This window comes from Oceanobacillus damuensis (assembly GCF_001618145.1).
Taxonomy (GTDB): domain Bacteria; phylum Bacillota; class Bacilli; order Bacillales; family Amphibacillaceae; genus Oceanobacillus; species Oceanobacillus damuensis.
The window spans coordinates 14,301-33,864 of sequence record NZ_LQNF01000005.1 but is presented as its reverse complement, the minus strand read 5'-3'; the positions used below and the strand labels follow the sequence as shown (position 1 = coordinate 33,864).

The window sequence follows — 19,564 nt, the reverse complement described above, 5'->3', positions numbered from 1 at the left end:
TTAGGTTAAGAAGTAAGTTAGATTCAAATGATCTAACTAAGTGGCCAAGAACCTGAAAAAGCAGCGAAATAATACCAAATAGTTCTATAGAAAAGCAAGAATAAGGACAAATTCACATACATATATTTAGGGAGGAAGTGTGAAGCAAGGAGGGGAGTAATGACGAATCTAATCGTTAGGAGATCCTTGGATGAAATTCATTTTTGGTCTAGGATTATGAAGGAGCACGCTTTATTTTTAAGCTTGGGATTTACCTATGAGCAGAACCAATTGATTGAAGAAGCCCAACAGTTCATCACTCTTTTTGAACGAATAGAAGAAAAGTTGGCAAGGTTTACTGTGAATTCGGATTTACGTCAAGTTCAAGCTTTTAACAGTGAGGTTTATCAAGCTGCTGTTGCAATTTGGAGTTACAAAAGAAAAGTTTTAGGATTAACTTTACGTTGTGAAATCCAATCAAATAACTTTCCATTATTAGTTGACCACATCAGCAGAGAAGCAGCTTATTTTGCCAATAGAATAAAAGACCTCAACGAAGGAAAACTTGCCCCTGAACCTGATACCATCATTCAAGAAAATTTATTCTACTTAAGGATTATGGCTGACCATTCTAAATTTATCGGACATCTTTTAGATCCTTCCGAAAGAAAGCTGGTAGAACAGGCAAGAGAATTTAGCCATGATTTTGATCAACTGGTTTTCCAAGCTGTAGATTTAGACTCCATGCGCCCGCATTCTGAAACTGTTCCAATACTGGATCAATTTTTGGATCAAAACAGAGTTTCAGTAGTTTCCTTACGAGACTTTAAGAAAACAGCAAGAGATTTAATTGAGGCTTGTCGTATTAAAAGTAACATTCATCCACTCCTAGCAGATCATACATTTAGAGAAGCTGAGAGATTTTTGGAAATTATAGATTTATTTGACGCTCATCTTTCAAGATCAGATCAGTAAAATGAGGCTGGGACAAAAGGGTTTTAGTTATAGAAAAGTCCGAACTATGATTCAGAATTCTTCAGTAAGAATTCGAATGAGTTCGGATTTTTCTTTATTAGAAGGTAGGAAATTATAAACTTGCCAACCTGCATAAGTGCAACTAAGGTTGTCACCAAAGGTTTGGTGACAAACAAGTTTTCTAAAAGCTTGCTTATCTTGAAACCATCTGCTTTTAGTAATGTTGCTTTTAGTTATGTCCCAGCTACTATTATTTTTTAGCTAAACCAGCTAATAGAAGCACCTATCTTATTGCAACAAGAAAATTGACTGGAGTATAAGAATTACTTTTAATATTATATTATTCATTCTCCTTTACTTGTTAATCTATCAATGATATTCGATAAACTTTTTTCCTAATTGCACTGTTCATCTTCATTGGGATAGAGCATGCGGTAAAAGTTCAGAATTCAAGTGCCAATCTCCCCTCGTTTAAGTTTTGTAGGGATTGGCACTGTTCAGCACTGTTCGTTCGAAACTTTAAGTAATTCGACAAATTTCAACAAAAACCGGGAAGTGACAGGCACCTAGAAATACCTTGCATCATATCCTAATCTTGCTGAAGCATCTTTCCCGGCTTCCATGACCTTTTTAGCAATATGTGGAAGCTTATGCTCCTTCATACGCTGGATGGGCCCGACGACGTTTACAGCACTGACAACCTTTCCTGTGTAATCCCGTATCGGTGCAGCAACCGATTTTGTTCCTTCTGTCAACTCCTCCGTACTGTCTGCATATCCTTGTTCCCGGATTATGCTGAGTTCCTCCCACAGACGCTTTGGATCGGTAATGGTATTCTCTGTGTAGGGAATCAATCCATTCTGAATGACATCTTCTACAATATGTTCTTCACTGAAAGCAAGCAGCACTTTCCCTGAACTGGTGCAATAGGAAGGGTTCCTCCTTCCGACGTGCGTTAAAATACGAACCGGGTGCTGACATTCCTCTTTATGGATATAAATGGTATCCAGCCCGTCCATGATGGCTAAATGTGCGGTTTCTCCAGTATCGTTTACCAATTTATACAGAACGGGTGCAGCTTCCTTATGGATTTCGAGATTGTTGGTTACAATTCCGCCAAGCGTAAGAACGGAAATGCCGAGACGGTAGGCGTTGGTCTTTGGATCTTTTATCACAAACCCTTCACTGGCGAGCGTTGCCATTAAGCGGCTGACTGTACTTTTCGCCAGGCCAAGTGATTCAGCGAGTTCGCTGACTTTCTTTGCCGGTTCGAACGTGGAATAGCTCTTTAGAATACGTAAAGCGTTTTTAACGGAAGAAAGGGTCTGTGGTTCACTTTTCTTCTTTGGCATATCTTTCACCTCTTTTTAATTAGTTCTGCATAAAGGAACATATAAATTCAGGTTAATATCCTGATATTATAGTAATTATACAATATTGAATGCGTTTTCTAAATAAAATTCACAAATTATTTTAAATTATTTATGTTTTGTTGCGTATAGAGGAACTGTGGACTTTCGAAGGTTGTTTTCCAAACTTATAATGGAGTTAAAGCTGATGGTGAATTGTTTTACTGTATCTTTTTAAAGCAGATTCCTTTTGGCTTTGGATTAATCCCGGAAATGTTAAACACTTTCCGAAAAAAACAGGAGGCTTTCACAATGGAAACTACTGAAACGAGAACAGAAGTACAACCAATTGATTGTTCACATTACATCAATGGTACGTATGTAACGTCAAACAATGGAAAAAACTTTGAAAATGTCAATCCGGCAACCGAAGAAGTATTGGGAGTCGTTGCAGAAGGAGGAAAAGAAGACGTTGATCAAGCAGTACGTGTCGCAAGGAAGGCACTTAAAGGTGAATGGGGAAACATGCCGTTAAGACAGCGTTCGGCGATAATCCGCAAAGTTGGCGATTTGATTTTGGAAAGAAAAGATGAATTGGCAGCATTGGAATCACTCGATACCGGTAAACCGATATGGCTTTCCAAAAAGGTTGATATTGATCGGGCCGCCTATAATTTCCATTTCTTTGCCGATTATATGACTTCGATAGGAACGGAATCCTACCAACAGGATGATATTGCTATCCATTATGCGGTGCGTCGTCCGGTTGGTGTTGTTGGATTGATTAATCCGTGGAATCTTCCGCTGCTGCTCATGACCTGGAAGCTTGCGCCGGCACTTGCAGCGGGAAATACAGTCGTCATGAAGCCATCTGAAGTAACGCCAATGACAGCCACCGTTTTAGCCCAAATATGCTCGGATGCAGGTGTGCCGGATGGGGTTGTCAATATGGTCCATGGATTTGGTGAGACAGGAGCAGCGATTACTTCCCATGATGATGTCGACGCGATTGCCTTTACAGGTGAAACGGTGACAGGAAGTACCATTATGAAGGCTGCTGCACCAACCTTGAAAAAATTGTCATTTGAACTTGGCGGCAAAAATCCAAATATCATTTTTGCCGATGCCGATTTGGATGATGTGATCGAGACCACTTTAAAATCAAGCTTCATCAACCAGGGTGAGGTTTGCCTGTGCGGTTCAAGAATTTATGTGGAACGTCCGATTTATGATGAATTCCTGGAAAAGTTTGCAGAAAGGGCCAAGGAATTAAAGGTAGGCGATCCATTCGATCCCGAAACAAAAGTTGGTGCACTGGTCAGTGAAGAACATTATCGGAAGGTGCTCAGCTACTTGGATATCGCAAAAGAAGAGGGTGGAAACTTTCTGATTGGCGGGAAGGTCGCAGAGGGATTAGATAAAGGTTTCTTCGTGGAACCAACTATTATAACAGGTCTGGAAAATGATTCGAGATGTGTTAGTGAGGAAATCTTTGGACCGGTAGTAACGGTCACACCTTTTGACACAGAGGAAGAGGTAATGCATCAGGTCAATGATACCCATTATGGTTTATCTTCCAGCTTGTGGACCAGCAATATCAAACGTGCCACCCGCTTGTCTGCACAAATTGAAGCTGGTATGGTATGGGTGAACACTTGGTTTCTTCGTGATCTGCGTACCCCGTTTGGCGGCATGAAACATAGCGGTATCGGCCGTGAAGGTGGCGCACACAGCTTTGACTTCTATTCAGAGTTAACAAACGTTACAGTCAAACTTTAGGGGGATATCTATGAAAACGGAAGATACTGCGAAAATAGAAAACCACGCAAAGCACTTAGCTGATGCCTGGAATAAAGGGGAAGGGGTTCAGCCCATTACGGAGCTGGATCCTGAACTCTCCATCGATGATGCTTATCAGGTACAATTGCATACCGTTGAACGAAACCTTGAAAACGGACAGCGGGTCACCGGCAAAAAAATCGGTCTGACCTCAAAAGCGATGCAGGAAATGCTCGGTGTAAATGAACCTGACTATGGACATTTACTGAACGGGATGGAGTGCGAAAATGGCGGATCCATTTCCTTTAAACGGGTCCTTCAGCCTAAGGTGGAAGGGGAAATAGCTTTCATTCTAAAGGAAGATTTAGTCGGACCGAACGTTACTTCTCTTGATGTAATAAAAGCTACCGATGCAGTTGTTCCTTCACTTGAAATTGTAGACAGCCGAATTAAGGACTGGAAGATCACTTTGGCAGATACGGTTGCTGATAATGCTTCTTCCGGTTTATATGTGCTTGGCGGGAAACCATTAAAGATTGAGGATGTAGATTTGAAACAAATGGGAATGGCACTCTATAAAAATGGCAAGCTGTTAAATACGGGAGTCGGAGCAGCCGCTTTGGGAGACCCTGTGAAATGTGTAGTATGGCTGGCCAACAAACTGGCAGACTATCATATTCCTTTAAAAGCAGGCGAGGTCATCCTTTCCGGGGCTTTATCAGCTGCAGTGGAAGCGGAGCCGGGAGATGAGTTCTATGCTAAATTTGCCGACCTTGGTGAAGTACACGTTTCTTTTACGGTATGAATATAGGCATTAGCGGGATTAGCATTGTGCTGCAACAAAACAAAGGAGGGAAAATGGATGGAGAAGGTAAAGGTTGGAATAATTGGTTCAGGTAACATCGGTTCTGATCTAATGGTGAAATTAACAAAATCAGACGTGCTGGAATTAACGGCAATGATGGGTATTGATGCCTCCTCACGCGGCATGCAGCATGCCAGACATTTGGGACTTCAGGTATTTGATAATGGTGTGGAAGGATTATTGGATCAGCCGGATTTGGTGGATATTATTTTTGACGCAACAAGTGCAGGGGCGCATATCCACAATGCAAAAGTCGCCAAACAGCTTGGCAAACGGATACTTGATCTGACCCCGGCTGCAATCGGGCCGTTTATTGTACCTCCCGTAAACCTGGGCGAGCATTTAGATGCGGATAATGTCAATCTTATTACTTGCGGCGGTCAGGCTACTATTCCGATCATTCATGCGGTTAATCAGGTGGCAGAAGTGGAATATGGGGAGATTGTTGCCACCATTGCAAGCAAAAGTGCCGGACCTGGTACAAGGGCGAACATTGACGAATTTACAGAAACAACGGCTAAAGGAATTGAGCTGGTTGGCGGTGCCAAAAAAGGAAAGGCAATTATCATCCTTAACCCTGCCGAACCGCCTATCATGATGCGTGATACAGTCCATGCGATTGTAGCTGAAGATAAAATGGATGAAGAAAAAATCGTAAACTCGATTAACGAAATGGTCGAAAAGGTTCAAGCTTATGTGCCGGGATATACGTTGCGGACAGAGCCAATTTTTGACGGAAATAAAGTAACCGTTTTCCTTGAAATTGAAGGGGCAGGACACTACTTACCGAAATATGCCGGTAACCTGGATATCATGACATCTGCTGCTGTAAAAGTGGCGGAAGAGTTTGCAAAAAATCGTGAAAAGCCTGCAGTAAAACAGGCTTAAGGAGGGATGAATATGGCTAATGAAACGGGGATTAAAATTACCGAGGTTGCGTTACGGGATGGAAGTCATGCGATAAGCCATCAGTATACGGTGGACCAGGTGACATCGGTTGCAAAAGTTCTGAATGAGGCGCGTGTTCCATACATCGAGGTTACACATGGAGACGGACTTGGAGGTTCTTCCTTACAATATGGTTTATCGAAAACAGATGAACTTAAATTGATTGAAGCTGCTGTTTCCGTTACGGATTTTTCGAAAATTGCAGTATTGCTGCTTCCCGGCATCGGTACAATCCATGATTTGAAAAAAGCTGCAGATCTGGGGGCAAAAATGGCACGGATTGCCACACATGTGACAGAAGCAGATGTTTCCAAGCAGCATATTGAAACGGCAAAAGAGTTAGGATTGGAAACGGTTGGCTTTTTGATGATGAGCCATATGGCACCGGTTGATAAACTGGTTGAACAGGCAAAATTAATGGAAAGCTATGGTGCTGATACCGTTTACGTTGTCGATTCTGCTGGTGCGCTGCTGCCACATGAAGTGAAGGAAAGGATTAAAGCGCTGCGTCAGGAGTTAAAGGTTAACATAGGTTTTCATGGGCATAACAATTTATCATTGGCAATGGGGAATACATTGGCAGCGATTGAGGAAGGTGCTACGAGGATTGATGGGAGTATCCGTTGTCTAGGGGCAGGTGCCGGCAATACACAAACAGAGGTACTGGTTGCTGTCCTGGAAAAAATGGGGATACCTACGGGTGTGGATACGTACAAGATGATGGACATAGCCGAGGACATTATTGCGCCGATTCTGCCGAAACCACAGGAAATTAACCGGGACAGCCTGACATTGGGGTATGCAGGGGTCTACTCCAGTTTCCTGCTGCATTCGAAACGGGCATCTGAAAAATTCTCGGTGGATTCCAGAGATATCCTTGTTGAATTAGGCAAAAGGGAAATAGTCGGGGGACAGGAAGATATGATAACCGATGTGGCAGCAGAACTTTCAAAAACTGCAGTTACGCCGGCGAAATAGTTTTTGTCAAATAGGAAGCACGATACTGGGGAGTGAGGATATGGATAAAGATCTGATTAGAGAACTGACCACTTATGTACACAATGCTGAAAAAGAAAAACGGGAAATCACGAAAATAACAGCGGAACTATACCCGGAGCTTACTATAGAGGAAGGTTATCTCGTGCAGGAGGAACTGATCCGTGAGAAATTGAAAGAAGGACATAAAATCATTGGTCCGAAAATGGGAATTACCAGTGAAGCTAAGATGAAGCAAATGAATGTAGATAACCCGATATATGGTTATGTCTTTGATTATATGGTTGTGGAAGAAGGGGATTCCATTTCCATAGCTGACTATATCCATCCAAAGGTAGAGCCTGAAATTGGATTTATTCTGGATAGGGATTTGGAGGGGCCGGGCATTACTCCTCTTGATGTATTAAGGGCGACAGAGTATGTTTTCCCATCCATTGAAATTATTGACAGCCGCTATGAGAACTTCAATTTCACGTTGCCTGATGTGGTTGCAGACAACACATCTGCTGCAGGAGCTGTTTTTGGAACCTATTTGAGAAGGCCGGAAGAATTGGAATTGGATGTTGTCGGTGTCACTTTGTCCATTAATGGCGAAATTAAATCATTGGGTGCAGGGGCGGCGGTACTGGGAAATCCAGCTAACTCCGTAGCGAGGCTTGCCAATATGCTGGCTGAAAAAGGAGAAAAAGTTAAAGCTGGCCAGCCCATTTTAACCGGTGGGATTACAGCTGCTGTTCGGCTGTCACCGGGAGATTTTGTACAGGCGAAATATGGTGGTTTAGGCGATGTATCTTTTTTTGTGAAAGAATAACCAAATTAGTTAATAGAGGGAGGTAAAGCAAGTGCCGCTTGTAAATATCCAAATTATGGAGGGCAGGTCTCCCGAGAAAATAGAGACGCTAATGAAAAATGTCACTGAAACCGTCAGTGAATCATTGGATGCTCCAAAAGAAAATATACGTGTTATTGTCTCTGAAGTGCCAAAAACAAACTGGGCAATTGGTGGCACATCAGCAAAAAAATTGGGAAGATAGAACAAAAGCGCAAGCGCCTTGATCACCCCCGACAAAAAAGGAAGTTCGGCTAATAACACCACATCCTGTGGCAACGCCGAACTGACCCACGTCCTGTGGGCCCAAGTAGAAACTACCAGTGGCGTTCTTTGCCACAGGTAGTTTCTACTTAAGACCTCGAGGGGGTAGGCGCTGGAGTTGGACGATCAAAAGCGGAGGTGACTGTTCAGAAACGCATGCATAAGCAAGGGACTGGAAAGCGCATGGTTTTGGCGCTTGGAATGTCCATTGCTTATGACAGGAGTTTCTAGGAACCGGAGCTGGACGCGGCTGTTTATGTGTAAAGGTTATTTGCTGCCAAAAATTTATACTTTCTTTTTTTTAATAAAAAGCATGGGGACTCTATTGCTTCCTTTGTCGGAAACTTTGAGGTCCCCATGCTTCTATCCATATTTATGGCTGATGATGGAATAGGTGATTTTTTTGGCAAGGTCTCTTATCTGGGAGCTTTTACGGTATTGGACATAGACCTGATTTGGTATATTGTAGATTTCAGTGATCTTACGGATTTCCACCTCATCATTGTATCGTTTATCAATGCCCAGTTCAGGAGTGATGCCAATCCCTATATCATTTTGAGCGGCTTGTACAAGCATTTCATTATTCTCCACATCGATTCGTGTGATATTTTGGACTCCCATTAACTGTTGATCAATCAACCTCCACAATGCAGAATTCCGTCTGTAGCTTATTACAGTTTGACCATGTAAGTCTTCCAGATGGATCGGCTTTTTTTGATTTAGATGATGATTTTTTGGGAGGACAAGCACAATGTGATTATCAAACAGATATTCAGAAACAATGTCCTGATTGTTTGATAGAACATTCCTCGTAAAGATCAAATCCACTTCTCCAGATAAAGCCCTTTCATTTAAATCTACCGAATCGTATCCTTCCAGAATCTGAATGTCTATATCGCCAATTTCCTTAATTGTTTTCAGTACTTCCACAATGAAAGAATAGGCATAGCCGGGAGAAAAACCAACCTTTATAACAGGGTCCTTAACCAGATTTGGAATTTCTTTGGAATGTTTTATATAGATCAGAATGTTTTTGGCATACTCAACAAGCATATTCCCCTCTTTAGTCAAGAAGATTTCATGACCAATTCTTTCAAAAAGCTCGCATTGCAAAATATCCTCCAAGGCCTTGATTCGGGATGTGACTGTTGGCTGGGTAACATGGAGGGCGGCTGCCGCCTTTGAGTAGCTTTTATATTTGACTACAGTAAGGAAGGTCTGTAATTGGCTTTCATTCATTTTATTTCCTCCAGGATTATACTATTTTTAATTATTTAAATGAAAAGAGATATAGTAAGCGTTTACAAACTGCTGTAATTAGGGGAAGAGCTTGCTTGTTTATATTAATAATAGGTGAAAAAAATAGGTGTTGTCAATTCTGATAACAGAAAAATTGGATTATAAAATATTTTTTGAAAAGGGTATTAAAACAAAATTTAATTCTATTGGTATCTGAAGAATGTGACTTTTATAATAAATGTAAGCAGGAAAACAGAGGTTGGAATTTTTGAGCAGGCGTAAATCCTGCTGCGTCATGTAAGTGCTTACAAAATGAAGAAAGGGAGGGATTATATTGGGAGATAAATTGTTGAATGAGTCGTTAGAAGGAAAAGTTGCTGTTGTTACAGGATCTGCTCGTGGTATTGGTTATGCGATTGCATTGAAGCTCGCCAATTCAGGTGCAAATGTATTAATAAGCGGTACGGACAAGGAACGTACAAAGAAAGCAGCCGAGGAAATGCAAGCGCTGACAAATTCAGAGGTCAGTTACTATGCTGGAGACCTTTCAGAAGAAGTGAATGTGGAGGAAATGGTTACGCGAACAATCAGTAATTGGGGAAAGATTGATATTCTGGTAAATAATGCTGGCGGAGGTGTCATTTTACCTTTTCTGGAACAGACTCCTGAAACTCTGAAAACAACAATCAATAGGAATCTGTGGACAGCGGTTTGGTCCTGTTACAAGGTTTTGCCACACATGGTAGATGCCGGGTATGGGCGAATTATCAATATTGGTGCAGATTCAGTGAGAAATGGTTTATGGGACCATGCGGCATATAATGCTGCAAAAGGTGGCGTCCATGCAATGACAACCGGGCTGGCGAGGGAGTTTGCGAAAGATGATATCACGATAAATACTGTTGCACCACCTGCTGTTGACTGTGAAGCATTGGACAGGATAAGAGACAGGGATTCCCGGTTAGTGGATAAATATATCGAAATTATTCCCAAAGGGAGAGCTGCGACAGTGGAGGAGGTAGCGGATGCTGTCTGGTACTTGTCAACGGATGGGGCGAGCTTTATTACGGGTCAGGTTATTAGTGTGAATGGTGGAAGCAACATGCTTTAACACATAATTAGAGGAGGAGCTTTTATGAATAATTTGATTCAGGAAAATATGGAAAAAAGTGAGTTTCTTGTTCATCGAAGTGTTTTTACTGATCGCGAAGTATTAGCCCAAGAGAGAGCTGAAATATTTAACAAATGCTGGTTGTTTATCGGCCACGAAACGGAAGTTCCTACACCAGGAGATTACAGACGCAAAAAAGTAGGTGGCCGTAACTTATTGCTTGTACACAGCCAGGATGGTGAAATCAGGGCTCTATATAATACCTGCCCACATCGCGGTGCGCTCGTTTGCCGGGAAAACGAAGGAAATTCGAGAGTTTTCCGATGTTTCTATCATGCGTGGAGCTTTAAAAATGATGGGGAATTGGTAGGGATGCCAGGGAAAGATGGTTTTCCGGAAGATTTTAATGCAGAAGGAACGAAAAACATGAAAGCGGTTAACCGAATGGAGAGCTATCGTGGGTTTTTGTTTGTTAACTTTGACGATAACGCTATTTCTCTAGATGAATATTTAGGAAATGCAAAAGAATATATTGATCTGGTAGTAGACCAGTCGGAATTTGGCATGGAGGTCCTGGGTGGAGTACAGGAATACAGTGTGAGAGCCAATTGGAAGCTTCTGGCAGAAAATAGTGTTGATTTATATCATGGAATGCCTACACACAAGACGTATTTTGATATTAAGCAATCTCAGGATCCTGATCTCAAGCGGGTACAATTGGAAGGAAAAGGCGTTGAATTAGGCAATGGGCATGCAGTCATCGAATATGTGGCTCCATGGGGAAGGCCAGTTGCACAATGGACACCAATATGGGATGAAAATCTGAAAAGAGATATGGAGAATATGAAAGCAAGGTTAATTGAACGGTATGGGGAGCAGCGAGCAGAACGGATTGCTAACTACAACCGTAATATTCTTATTTTCCCTAACCTGGTCATTAATGACATTATGGCTGTTACGGCAAGAACCTTTTACCCTTCTTCTCCGGGTTATATGGAGGTTTCCGGTTATGCACTGGCACCTAAGGGAGAAGATGAAGGACATCGACTGGCCAGAAACAACAACTTCCTAGAGTTCCTAGGACCAGGCGGTTTCGCTACGCCGGACGATAATGAAGCACTGGAACTATGCCAGGAAGCTTACAACAACAATCAGGAAGTTGAATGGAATGATATTTCCAAAGGAATGGGAAGGGAAGATGGTGCTTTGGCAACAGATGAACTGCAAATGAGAAGCTTCTGGAGGCAATATAACAAGATACTAAAGCCAGTCCTTCAAAAGGAGGTTGCACATAAATGACAGTCACACGCCAAGATGTAGTTGACTTTCTATATAAAGAAGCGAAATTATTGGATGAATGGAAATTGACAGAGTGGGCGGAATTGTTTACCGACGATGGGACCTATATTGTACCGCCGATTGGTGAACCGGAAGCAAGTCCGGTAAATTCGTTGTTCTATATCCATGATAGCCGCACAAGACTGCAGGACAGGGCAGAAAGGCTACTGAAGAAGGAAGCGCATGTAGAATACCCGCACTCTACTACCATCCGAAACTATCATAATATTATCGTTGATAAGTTGGATCAGGAAGTTATTGAAGCGGAATGCAATTTTACAACATACCGAACAAAAAGGGAAGTGCTGGACAGTTTTGTTGGGAGACAGCAATTTGAAATCGTACAGCAGAATGGTCAGCTTGCGATTAAAAGCAAAAAAGTGATCCTGCACTTAGACAGCTTAAGACCTCAAGGAAAGATCAGCTTGATTTTATAGAGGATTACGGAAAGGCAGGTATGCAGGATGAATAAGGAACGAAAAGTTTATGATATAACCATCATTGGCGGTGGTCCAGTGGGGTTGTTTACCGCTTTTTATGCAGGTATGCGCCAGGCAAGTGTGAAAATTATAGAAAGTCTGCCTGAGCTCGGCGGCCAGCTTGCGGCAATCTATCCTGAGAAATACGTTTATGATGTAGCTGGATTCCCAAAAATAAAGGCAATCGACTTAGTGAACCGGCTGACTGAACAGATGGGCCAGTTCGAAAATGAAGTTTGCTTGAATGAAGAAGTAAAAGAGGTTACCAAGGAAGAAGATATTTTCATCATCAAGACCAATAGTCAAATACACTATTCGAAAACAATCATCATAACAGCTGGAAACGGAGCGTTTAAGCCAAGAACCATGAAACTGGAGAACGAGGAAAAATACGAAGGGTCGAATCTGCATTATCGGATTCAAAGCTTGGATGATTTCCAAAATAGGGACGTGGTTGTTTTCGGTGGAGGAGATTCAGCGGTGGATTGGGCATTGATGCTCGATGGAATCGCCTCAAACGTTACCATTGTGCATCGCAGGGACCGATTCCGGGCGCATGAGCATAGTGTTCAACAGCTGAAGGATTCTTCGGTGCAAATTTTAACACCTTACGTTCCCAATGAAATAGTGGGAGAGTCAACCATTGAGACCATTAAACTGAAAGAAACCAAAGGCGATAAGATGGTGGAGCTCGCTGCAGATGATTATATTGTGAATTATGGGTTTGTTTCCAATTTAGGGCCGATCAGTGATTGGGGACTGAATATTGAGAACAATTCGATTCTGGTAAACTCCAGAGCCGAAACAAGTATAGAGGGCATCTATGCCGTTGGAGATATTTCCACATATGGGGGGAAGGTTAAATTAATGGCAACCGGTTTTGGGGAGGCACCTATTGCGGTCAGTAATGCAAAGGTTTACATTAATCCGGATGAATCCCTGCATGGCGCGCATAGCACCTCGATTATGAGCAGGAAGGAAAAACGGAATAAAAAAGAGGCAGTATCGTATTAAAGAATAAATGCAATGAAAAATATACAGCTAATTAGGAGGAAATGGTATGTCTAAGGTGAAGGAAGATATTTTTAGTTTAAGTGAGGAATCAACACAGGTAAGACTGGAAAAATTACTGCGTACCGTGGCACATCTCGGGCATGTGGAAATCAGTGTAACGAACTTTGAAAAATCATTGTGGTTTTTTACAGAGGTTCTGGGCCTTGTGCTCACAGAAGAAGAGGGCGACCGCGCTTATTTAAGAGCATGGCAGGATTTTGATCATCACACACTTGTTTTAAAAGCATCCAATGAATCCGAGGTAAACCGCATAGGCTGGCGTGTGAGCTCCGAAGAATCTCTTAAACTATTTGAAAAACAATTAAAGGAAATGAATATTGATTTTAAATGGGTAGAAGGCGGCCAAAAGAAAGCGCTGGGGGACGCCATTCATTTTAAATCCCCTGCCGGATTGCCTGTTGAATTGTATTGGGAAAAGGATAAATTTGTAACAAACGATCCAAAACTGATTTCCAAACTGCCCAGCCATCCAAGCAAATATCCGGCAAGAGGAGTGGCTCCGCGCCGTTTTGATCATGTAAATATAATGGTGAATGATGTGAGTAAGGAACAGGAATGGTGGACGGATTTGCTTGGTATTCACCATCGATACTATATTCAGAATAAAGAGGATGTCCGATTGGGGTCATGGTTAAGCAGAACGAATATTGCCCACGAAATTGCTTTGATGAGAAACTCCAATCAGAATGGTGCCCTATTCCACCATTTAGCCTATTACCTGGATTCTGGTGATGAACTGATTCGTGCTGCAAATATCATGGCAGAGAATGATATAAAAATTGAGTGGGGTCCTGGTAAGCATGGAACTAGTGGAGCACAATTCATCTATGTGTTCGAACCATCGGGACATCGGGTGGAAATCTGGACTGGAGGATTTCTCATGTTTTCACCGGATTGGGAACCTATTGGCTGGTCTTCTGAAATTGGTCAATTGGGACTGGAAATGTGGGGAAGCACGCCACCGGAAACCTATTTAACGTATGGGGCGAAAATAGGAGAATAATGATTGCAGGGAAAATAAAAATTCGGAATGGTGGGAGAGTTCACTTGTGCAGCGAAATTTAAAAGTAGATTTTCATACCCATATCATAGCAGAGGAATTTTTGGATTTAGCGGAAAAATATGAAGATGACCGTTGGCCAATTTTGGAAAGAACATGTGAATGCGGTGCCAATATTATGGTGAAGGGAAAGAAATTCAGGGAAATAACTGATCAGGCCTGGGATACAGAAAAAAGATTAAGTGATATGGATAAAGAAGGCATTGATATCCAGGTTTTATCACCGATCCCAGTTACCTTCAGTTACTGGTCAGATCCCGAAAAAGGCCTGGAACTGGCAAGATTCCAAAATGATTTTATTGCATCGATTACCAATGAAAACCCTAAGCGGTTTATTGGGCTGGGCACGGTTCCTTTGCAGGACATAAGCCTGGCGATAAAAGAAATGGAAAGAGCCATGGACGAGCTAGGATTAAAAGGGATTCAAATAGGGAGTAATGTAAACGGCAAGAATCTGGATGATGAAACCTTGGAGCAATTTTTCCAAGCTGCAAATGAAAGAGGAGTGCCATTGTTTGTACATCCATGGGAAACACTTGGAAGAGAGCGAATGCCACGCCATAACTTCATGTACATGGTCGGAATGCCATCTGAAACCGCTTTGGCAGCAGGAAGCATCATTATGAGCGGTATGCTGGACAGAAACACGAATTTAAAAGTTTGCTTTGCGCATGGAGGCGGTTCGTTACCGTATTTACTGCCCAGAATGGATAAGGGCTGGAATGTATGGCCGCAGATCAGGAAGACCGAGAAAGCTCCAAGTCATTATGCGAAACTGCTTTACTATGATTCGCTTGTCTATGATGAAAATAACCTGCAGTTTATGATTGATAGATTTGGATCAGACCGCATCATTGCCGGATCGGATTACCCTTTCCTGCTGCGGGAGATTCCATCAGGCAACGTTGTTGATCAATTAACAACATTAAATGAAGAAGAAAAAGCAAAAATCCACGGACTTAATGCACTGAAATTTTTAAATATAGAGTAACGGAGACGGTTCTCCTGCTTCCTTTGTCAAACGTTTTATAGCAGGAAGCAGGGGGGGACCGGTCCTATTATTTAATAGGTGAGGAGTTCCCATCATCGAAACGGCGGTAAAAATAAAAAAAGGAGAGGATTACTTTGGCTTTTGTCATATTAGAACCATGTGGTAATGAAAAAGCAGCTGAATGTACACAAATATGCCCGGTAGATTGTATTGAAGAAGGACCTGATCAATTCTTTATTGATCCCAACATATGTATCGATTGCGGTGCCTGTGTTGCAGCCTGCCCAATCAATGCAATCGTCGATGAACATGACCTGACTCCAGACCAGGAAGAACAACTGGAAAAAGCCGAAAACTTTTTCGCATAGGGAAGCATGGGACGTTTCCCTTGCTTCTTTTCAAATTTTATTGAGTTTAATTGCTTTGAAGATAATAAAGATACCTGATTTCCAGACAGCATGGCCGGTCCCCGAGACACTGAAAAGTCTCTAATTATTGATGTTTTAAGAATGATTGTCACTCTGTTATTCGACAAATTTCAACAAAAACCGGGGAGTGACAGGCACCTATGCGAATTACTACCCCAAACCCTCACTTTATATTAACTCCCTGTAAAATCTACACATTCTATTTACATACATATTTTCCCAATTGGAAAGTAACCGCTAACATAGACTCTCTATCAACTTATCAGATAGAAATTAGAAATTTAGCAAAATCATCCATTGTAAAGCCAATTTACAAAACTTCCAACGTTTCTTCAATCCGAGTTTAATCTTCCTTAACATACGTAATTTATAATGGAGTCAGGTAAAGAGGGAGGGATTAGATGAGCCTAATGGAATTACATATACATTCAACATTTTCCGATGGGGAGCAGACGCCTGAGGAAATTTTACAAGCCGCACAATTGAAAGGAGTACGTTTGCTTGCATTTACAGACCATGATGAAATTGGCGCCTATCATCAGGCTCGGGAATTGGCTATGGAGCTTGGGATTCATTTAATACCCGGGATTGAATTGAATACAGATGGTGTTGATGGGGAGCTGCACATACTTGGATACTTTTTTGATCCGGATCACCCACAAATGGTCAGACACATCGAATGGCGTAAGGAAGAACGCAAGATGTGGGCTGAGGAGATTACCCGAAAACTCCAGATGCTTAATTATAATGTGACGTTTACTGATGTTCTGAAAAAGGCCCCTGGTGATATTATCGTCCGCACCCATATTGCACAGGCATTGGTAGAGAAAGGTTATTTCCATTCTGCGCAAGATGCCTATCATAACTTATTGGTTAAAGGAAAGCCTGCATTCGTAAACCGGGAGGCCTTCTCTGCACAAGATGCGGTTTTCTTGATCCATGCATGTGGCGGGAAGGCTTTTCTGGCCCATCCAGGGGCGTATTCTTTTTCTTTCGATGAAAGAGCTATTCTGGCATACGGGATTGACGGAATAGAAGTCTATCATTCGAAGCATAGCGAGAATGATGTCTGCTATTGGATGGAATTCTCCGAAAAACATCGGCTGCTGAAGTCAGGTGGATCGGATTCTCATGGACCTAAGTCTCGGAATCCCTTTCCGATTGGCAGCATTCAACCGGATGATGAGACCAAGGAGCACTGGCTTGAAAGGGTGGGTGTGTCATTGTGAGATTCTACATGGCTTCCACACTATGCTGGAGTTTCCATCCGCTAGAAGCAGTGGCTATCGCCGAAGAGGAGGGTTTGCAGGGTGTGGAACTATGGGCAGAGCATATCTTTTATCATCATGCAAATCCAGAGGAAATACGTCTTCTTGCGGAGGAAAAAGGGCTTGCGCTTACGCTGCATGCTTCCAGTTGGGACTTGAATATTTGCTCGCTCAATCAAGGGATTCGCGAACAATCCTTGGCAGAATTGAAGAAATCGGTTGATTTGGCAGAGGTACTTCAGGTGGAGCATATGACATTTCATCCTGGTCGCTTCACGGTAAAAAGCTATTTGCAGGATGAGCATCGAGACCTTTTAGTACGGAACACAAAAGAACTCGTAGACTATGCGAAGGGGAAACAGGTCATCATCTCCCAGGAATTGATGGAGGAGATACCGAAGGAAATGCTTACCGACCCAAATACAATGAATGCTTTTACATCCCAAGTTGGCGAAGGTTTATATGTAACACTGGATATTGCGCACACACCCCTGTCGGAAAGCAGCCTGGCTTATATGGACAAGCTGGAGCGGGTGAACAGTATCCATCTGAGTGACTCGAACAGGGATCAATTCCATGTGCCACTTGGAAAGGGAGCCATTGACATACCACACGTACTTAATGACCTTTCTGAAACAAATCTGCCTGTTGTGCTGGAAGGGATGGATACCGGTCATGAATTATCATTTTTAAAACAGCACCTGAGCTTTTTGCGGGAGGCTGGTTGGACAGAAAGGAAGACTCACGCTTGAAAATATTGATTACAAATGACGATGGCATCTTTGCACCGGGTGTGGAGGCACTGGCTGATTTACTTTCTCATTTTGGAGAGGTTGTCCTCGTCTGCCCGGATACGGAAAAAAGTGCCTATAGTCATAAAATCACACTACGACAGCCATTGAAACTAAAAAAGTTGATTTCATACAGAACAATGTTGAGGCATACGCGGTCAATGGTTCCCCTGCTGACTGTGTGAAAATTGCTATGGAAGTACTGTTGAAGGAGAAGCCTGATATCGTTTTCTCCGGTATCAATGCCGGGCCGAATGTGGGGAGGGATATGTATTATTCAGGAACAATTGCCGCAGCACAGGAAGCCATGCTGTATGAGGTTCCCTCCGTATCGGTCTCACTGGAAACATTCAAAACGTCAAAAATAAAATTCGATATTGTGAAACAGCTGCTTTACCAGATTGTGGAGGTGATTCTGCAAAATAAAATAGCGAAAAATGTCATGCTCAATGTGAACCTGCCGTATACGTCCAAAGAACTCTATAAAGGTGTTCGTGTAGTCCCGATGGATTTGTCCATTTCACGCTATAATTTTGTTCCATTAATAGACCCACAAGGACAGGATTATTATTGGCTGAAGGATAATTATGAAGAACTGAAAGTAAATAAAGGATCAGATTATGAGTTGCTGAAAGCAGGCTATGTCACGGTTTCGCCAATCGATATAAAGCTTACACAAAAAAGGAAAATCGATCAGATCAGCCGTTGGTTCCATAAGATCAATTATACTCAGGAGGGAATTTAAATGAAAAAAGTTCTGTTAACGCTTATGTTTTCGATTGTCTTTATTGCACTTAGTGCTTGTGGGGATAGTTCTGAGGAGGAGACAAATTCCTCTGGTTCAACGAATGAAGGGAATGCTGAAGCCGGGTCATCCGCCGAATCAAGTGGGGAAATTGAATTCTATACATCTCAGCCGGATGTGGATGCGGAGCAGCTGGTAGATGCGTTCAATGAGATTTACCCAGAAGTTGAAGTAAATATTTTCCGTTCAGGTACAGAGGAAGTAATCAGTAAGATCAATGCGGAAAATCAGGCCGGAGAAGTTGCTGCAGACTTACTGCTCGTTGCTGATGCTGTAACATTTGAAGGATTGAAGGAACAGGATCTTCTGATGGAGTATGTTTCTCCAGAGACAGAAGCGATTCCAGAAGAGTTTGTTGATGAAGATGGAACGTATACAGGAACTAAGATCATGGCAACCGGTATTGCGGTCAACACTGAAAATGTCTCTGAAATGCCAGCTTCATGGGATGTGCTGGCATCTGAAGAAGCTGCGGATCAAGTAGTTATGCCAAGTCCACTATACTCTGGTGCAGCGGCATATAATCTTGGTGTCATTACGCGAAATGAAGCTTTTGGGTGGGAATATTATGAAGGTATCAAAGCAAACAATCCGATGATTACAGAAGGAAACGGTGCAGTAATCGAGAATGTGGCTTCCGGTCAGAAGACATATGGGATGGTTGTGGATTATCTCGCATCCCGTGCTGCGAATGATGGTTCCCCAGTCGAACTGGTTTATCCGGAAGAGGGTGTTCCAGTTATAACAGAACCGATTGGTATTATGGCAAACACACAAGAGGAAGCTATTGCAAAAGCATTCGTTGATTTCGTTCTTTCCGAGGAAGGACAGCAGCTGCAATCAGAAATTGGCTATACCCCGATCCGTGAAGGTGTTGAAGCACCAGAAGGATTGAAAGCTTTGGATGAATTCGATGTCCTTCAAGCTCCGATTGAAGATTTATATCAAAACCGGGAAGCAGATAAAAAAGAATTCGAGGCACTATTTTCAGAATAA

Annotated in this window: 19 protein-coding genes and 1 pseudogene; 18 read left to right on the top strand and 2 right to left on the bottom strand. The window is 42.3% G+C overall.

Annotation, left to right across the window (positions count from 1 at the left end; translation table 11 throughout):
• The first annotated feature begins 159 nt into the window (after positions 1-159).
• Positions 160-954 carry a DUF2935 domain-containing protein gene (locus tag A4245_RS06380; protein ID WP_067726835.1) on the top strand — a complete coding sequence of 265 codons (795 nt, stop codon included), beginning with the start codon at positions 160-162 and terminating at the stop codon, positions 952-954.
• 566 nt (positions 955-1,520) lie between these two features.
• Here A4245_RS06380 and A4245_RS06375 read toward each other — a convergent pair.
• Positions 1,521-2,306: an IclR family transcriptional regulator gene (locus A4245_RS06375; protein WP_067726833.1), complete on the bottom strand. Its 786-nt coding sequence runs from the start codon at positions 2,304-2,306 to the stop codon at positions 1,521-1,523.
• 309 nt (positions 2,307-2,615) lie between these two features.
• Here A4245_RS06375 and A4245_RS06370 point away from each other — a divergent pair, with 309 nt between their 5' ends.
• Genes A4245_RS06370 through A4245_RS06345 form a run of 6 tightly spaced genes read left to right on the top strand, consistent with a single transcriptional unit; the run spans position 2,616 to position 7,925 of the window.
• Entirely contained in the window at positions 2,616-4,082 is a 1,467-nt protein-coding gene (locus A4245_RS06370) for an aldehyde dehydrogenase (protein WP_067726831.1), read from the top strand.
• A gap of 10 nt (positions 4,083-4,092) precedes the next feature.
• Positions 4,093-4,887, top strand: a complete 795-nt coding sequence (locus tag A4245_RS06365) for a 2-keto-4-pentenoate hydratase (protein ID WP_067726829.1) — start codon at positions 4,093-4,095, stop codon at positions 4,885-4,887.
• Positions 4,888-4,944: 57 nt separating this feature from the next.
• The gene (locus A4245_RS06360) at positions 4,945-5,835 is read left to right on the top strand and encodes an acetaldehyde dehydrogenase (acetylating) (RefSeq protein ID WP_067726827.1); all 891 of its coding nucleotides are present in this window, start codon (positions 4,945-4,947) and stop codon (positions 5,833-5,835) included.
• 12 nt (positions 5,836-5,847) lie between these two features.
• On the top strand, positions 5,848-6,873 hold the full coding sequence (gene dmpG / locus A4245_RS06355) for a 4-hydroxy-2-oxovalerate aldolase (RefSeq protein WP_067726825.1): 1,026 nt from the start codon (positions 5,848-5,850) through the stop codon (positions 6,871-6,873).
• A gap of 40 nt (positions 6,874-6,913) precedes the next feature.
• Positions 6,914-7,702: a 2-keto-4-pentenoate hydratase gene (locus A4245_RS06350; RefSeq protein WP_067726823.1), complete on the top strand. Its 789-nt coding sequence runs from the start codon at positions 6,914-6,916 to the stop codon at positions 7,700-7,702.
• Between the two features lie 31 nt (positions 7,703-7,733).
• Positions 7,734-7,925 (top strand): 4-oxalocrotonate tautomerase, encoded by a 192-nt coding sequence (locus A4245_RS06345; protein ID WP_067726820.1) that lies wholly within the window; start codon positions 7,734-7,736, stop codon positions 7,923-7,925.
• Between the two features lie 422 nt (positions 7,926-8,347).
• Here A4245_RS06345 and A4245_RS06340 read toward each other — a convergent pair whose 3' ends face one another.
• A complete protein-coding gene (locus A4245_RS06340; RefSeq protein ID WP_067726818.1) occupies positions 8,348-9,223 on the bottom strand; it encodes a LysR family transcriptional regulator in 876 nt (291 codons plus the stop codon).
• Between the two features lie 334 nt (positions 9,224-9,557).
• On the opposite strand from A4245_RS06340, the gene A4245_RS06335 reads away from it, so the two are divergent.
• From A4245_RS06335 to A4245_RS06285, 11 genes and pseudogenes are all read left to right on the top strand, one after another.
• Positions 9,558-10,334, top strand: a complete 777-nt coding sequence (locus tag A4245_RS06335) for an SDR family NAD(P)-dependent oxidoreductase (protein ID WP_084268707.1) — start codon at positions 9,558-9,560, stop codon at positions 10,332-10,334.
• Between the two features lie 24 nt (positions 10,335-10,358).
• On the top strand, positions 10,359-11,633 hold the full coding sequence (locus tag A4245_RS06330) for an aromatic ring-hydroxylating oxygenase subunit alpha (protein WP_067726817.1): 1,275 nt from the start codon (positions 10,359-10,361) through the stop codon (positions 11,631-11,633).
• Complete coding sequence (locus A4245_RS06325) at positions 11,630-12,109, top strand: aromatic-ring-hydroxylating dioxygenase subunit beta (RefSeq protein ID WP_067726815.1); 480 nt, start codon at positions 11,630-11,632, stop codon at positions 12,107-12,109. The genes A4245_RS06330 and A4245_RS06325 overlap by 4 nt, the downstream gene beginning before the upstream one ends.
• A 27-nt stretch (positions 12,110-12,136) precedes the next feature.
• Positions 12,137-13,165, top strand: coding sequence for an NAD(P)/FAD-dependent oxidoreductase (locus A4245_RS06320; protein ID WP_067726813.1), 1,029 nt, complete (start codon positions 12,137-12,139; stop codon positions 13,163-13,165).
• Positions 13,166-13,211: 46 nt separating this feature from the next.
• Complete coding sequence (locus A4245_RS06315) at positions 13,212-14,228, top strand: VOC family protein (protein ID WP_067726811.1); 1,017 nt, start codon at positions 13,212-13,214, stop codon at positions 14,226-14,228.
• Between the two features lie 46 nt (positions 14,229-14,274).
• Complete coding sequence (locus tag A4245_RS06310; RefSeq protein WP_067726809.1) at positions 14,275-15,276, top strand: amidohydrolase family protein; 1,002 nt, start codon at positions 14,275-14,277, stop codon at positions 15,274-15,276.
• A gap of 134 nt (positions 15,277-15,410) precedes the next feature.
• The gene (locus A4245_RS06305; RefSeq protein WP_067726808.1) at positions 15,411-15,644 is read left to right on the top strand and encodes an indolepyruvate ferredoxin oxidoreductase subunit alpha; all 234 of its coding nucleotides are present in this window, start codon (positions 15,411-15,413) and stop codon (positions 15,642-15,644) included.
• A gap of 461 nt (positions 15,645-16,105) precedes the next feature.
• Entirely contained in the window at positions 16,106-16,933 is an 828-nt protein-coding gene (locus A4245_RS06300; protein WP_067726806.1) for a PHP domain-containing protein, read from the top strand.
• On the top strand, positions 16,930-17,724 hold the full coding sequence (locus A4245_RS06295; protein WP_067726804.1) for a sugar phosphate isomerase/epimerase family protein: 795 nt from the start codon (positions 16,930-16,932) through the stop codon (positions 17,722-17,724). Before A4245_RS06300 ends, A4245_RS06295 begins: the two co-directional genes overlap by 4 nt.
• 41 nt (positions 17,725-17,765) lie before the next feature.
• Positions 17,766-18,508 (top strand): annotated as a pseudogene (gene surE / locus A4245_RS06290) (5'/3'-nucleotidase SurE).
• Entirely contained in the window at positions 18,509-19,564 is a 1,056-nt protein-coding gene (locus tag A4245_RS06285; RefSeq protein ID WP_067726802.1) for an ABC transporter substrate-binding protein, read from the top strand.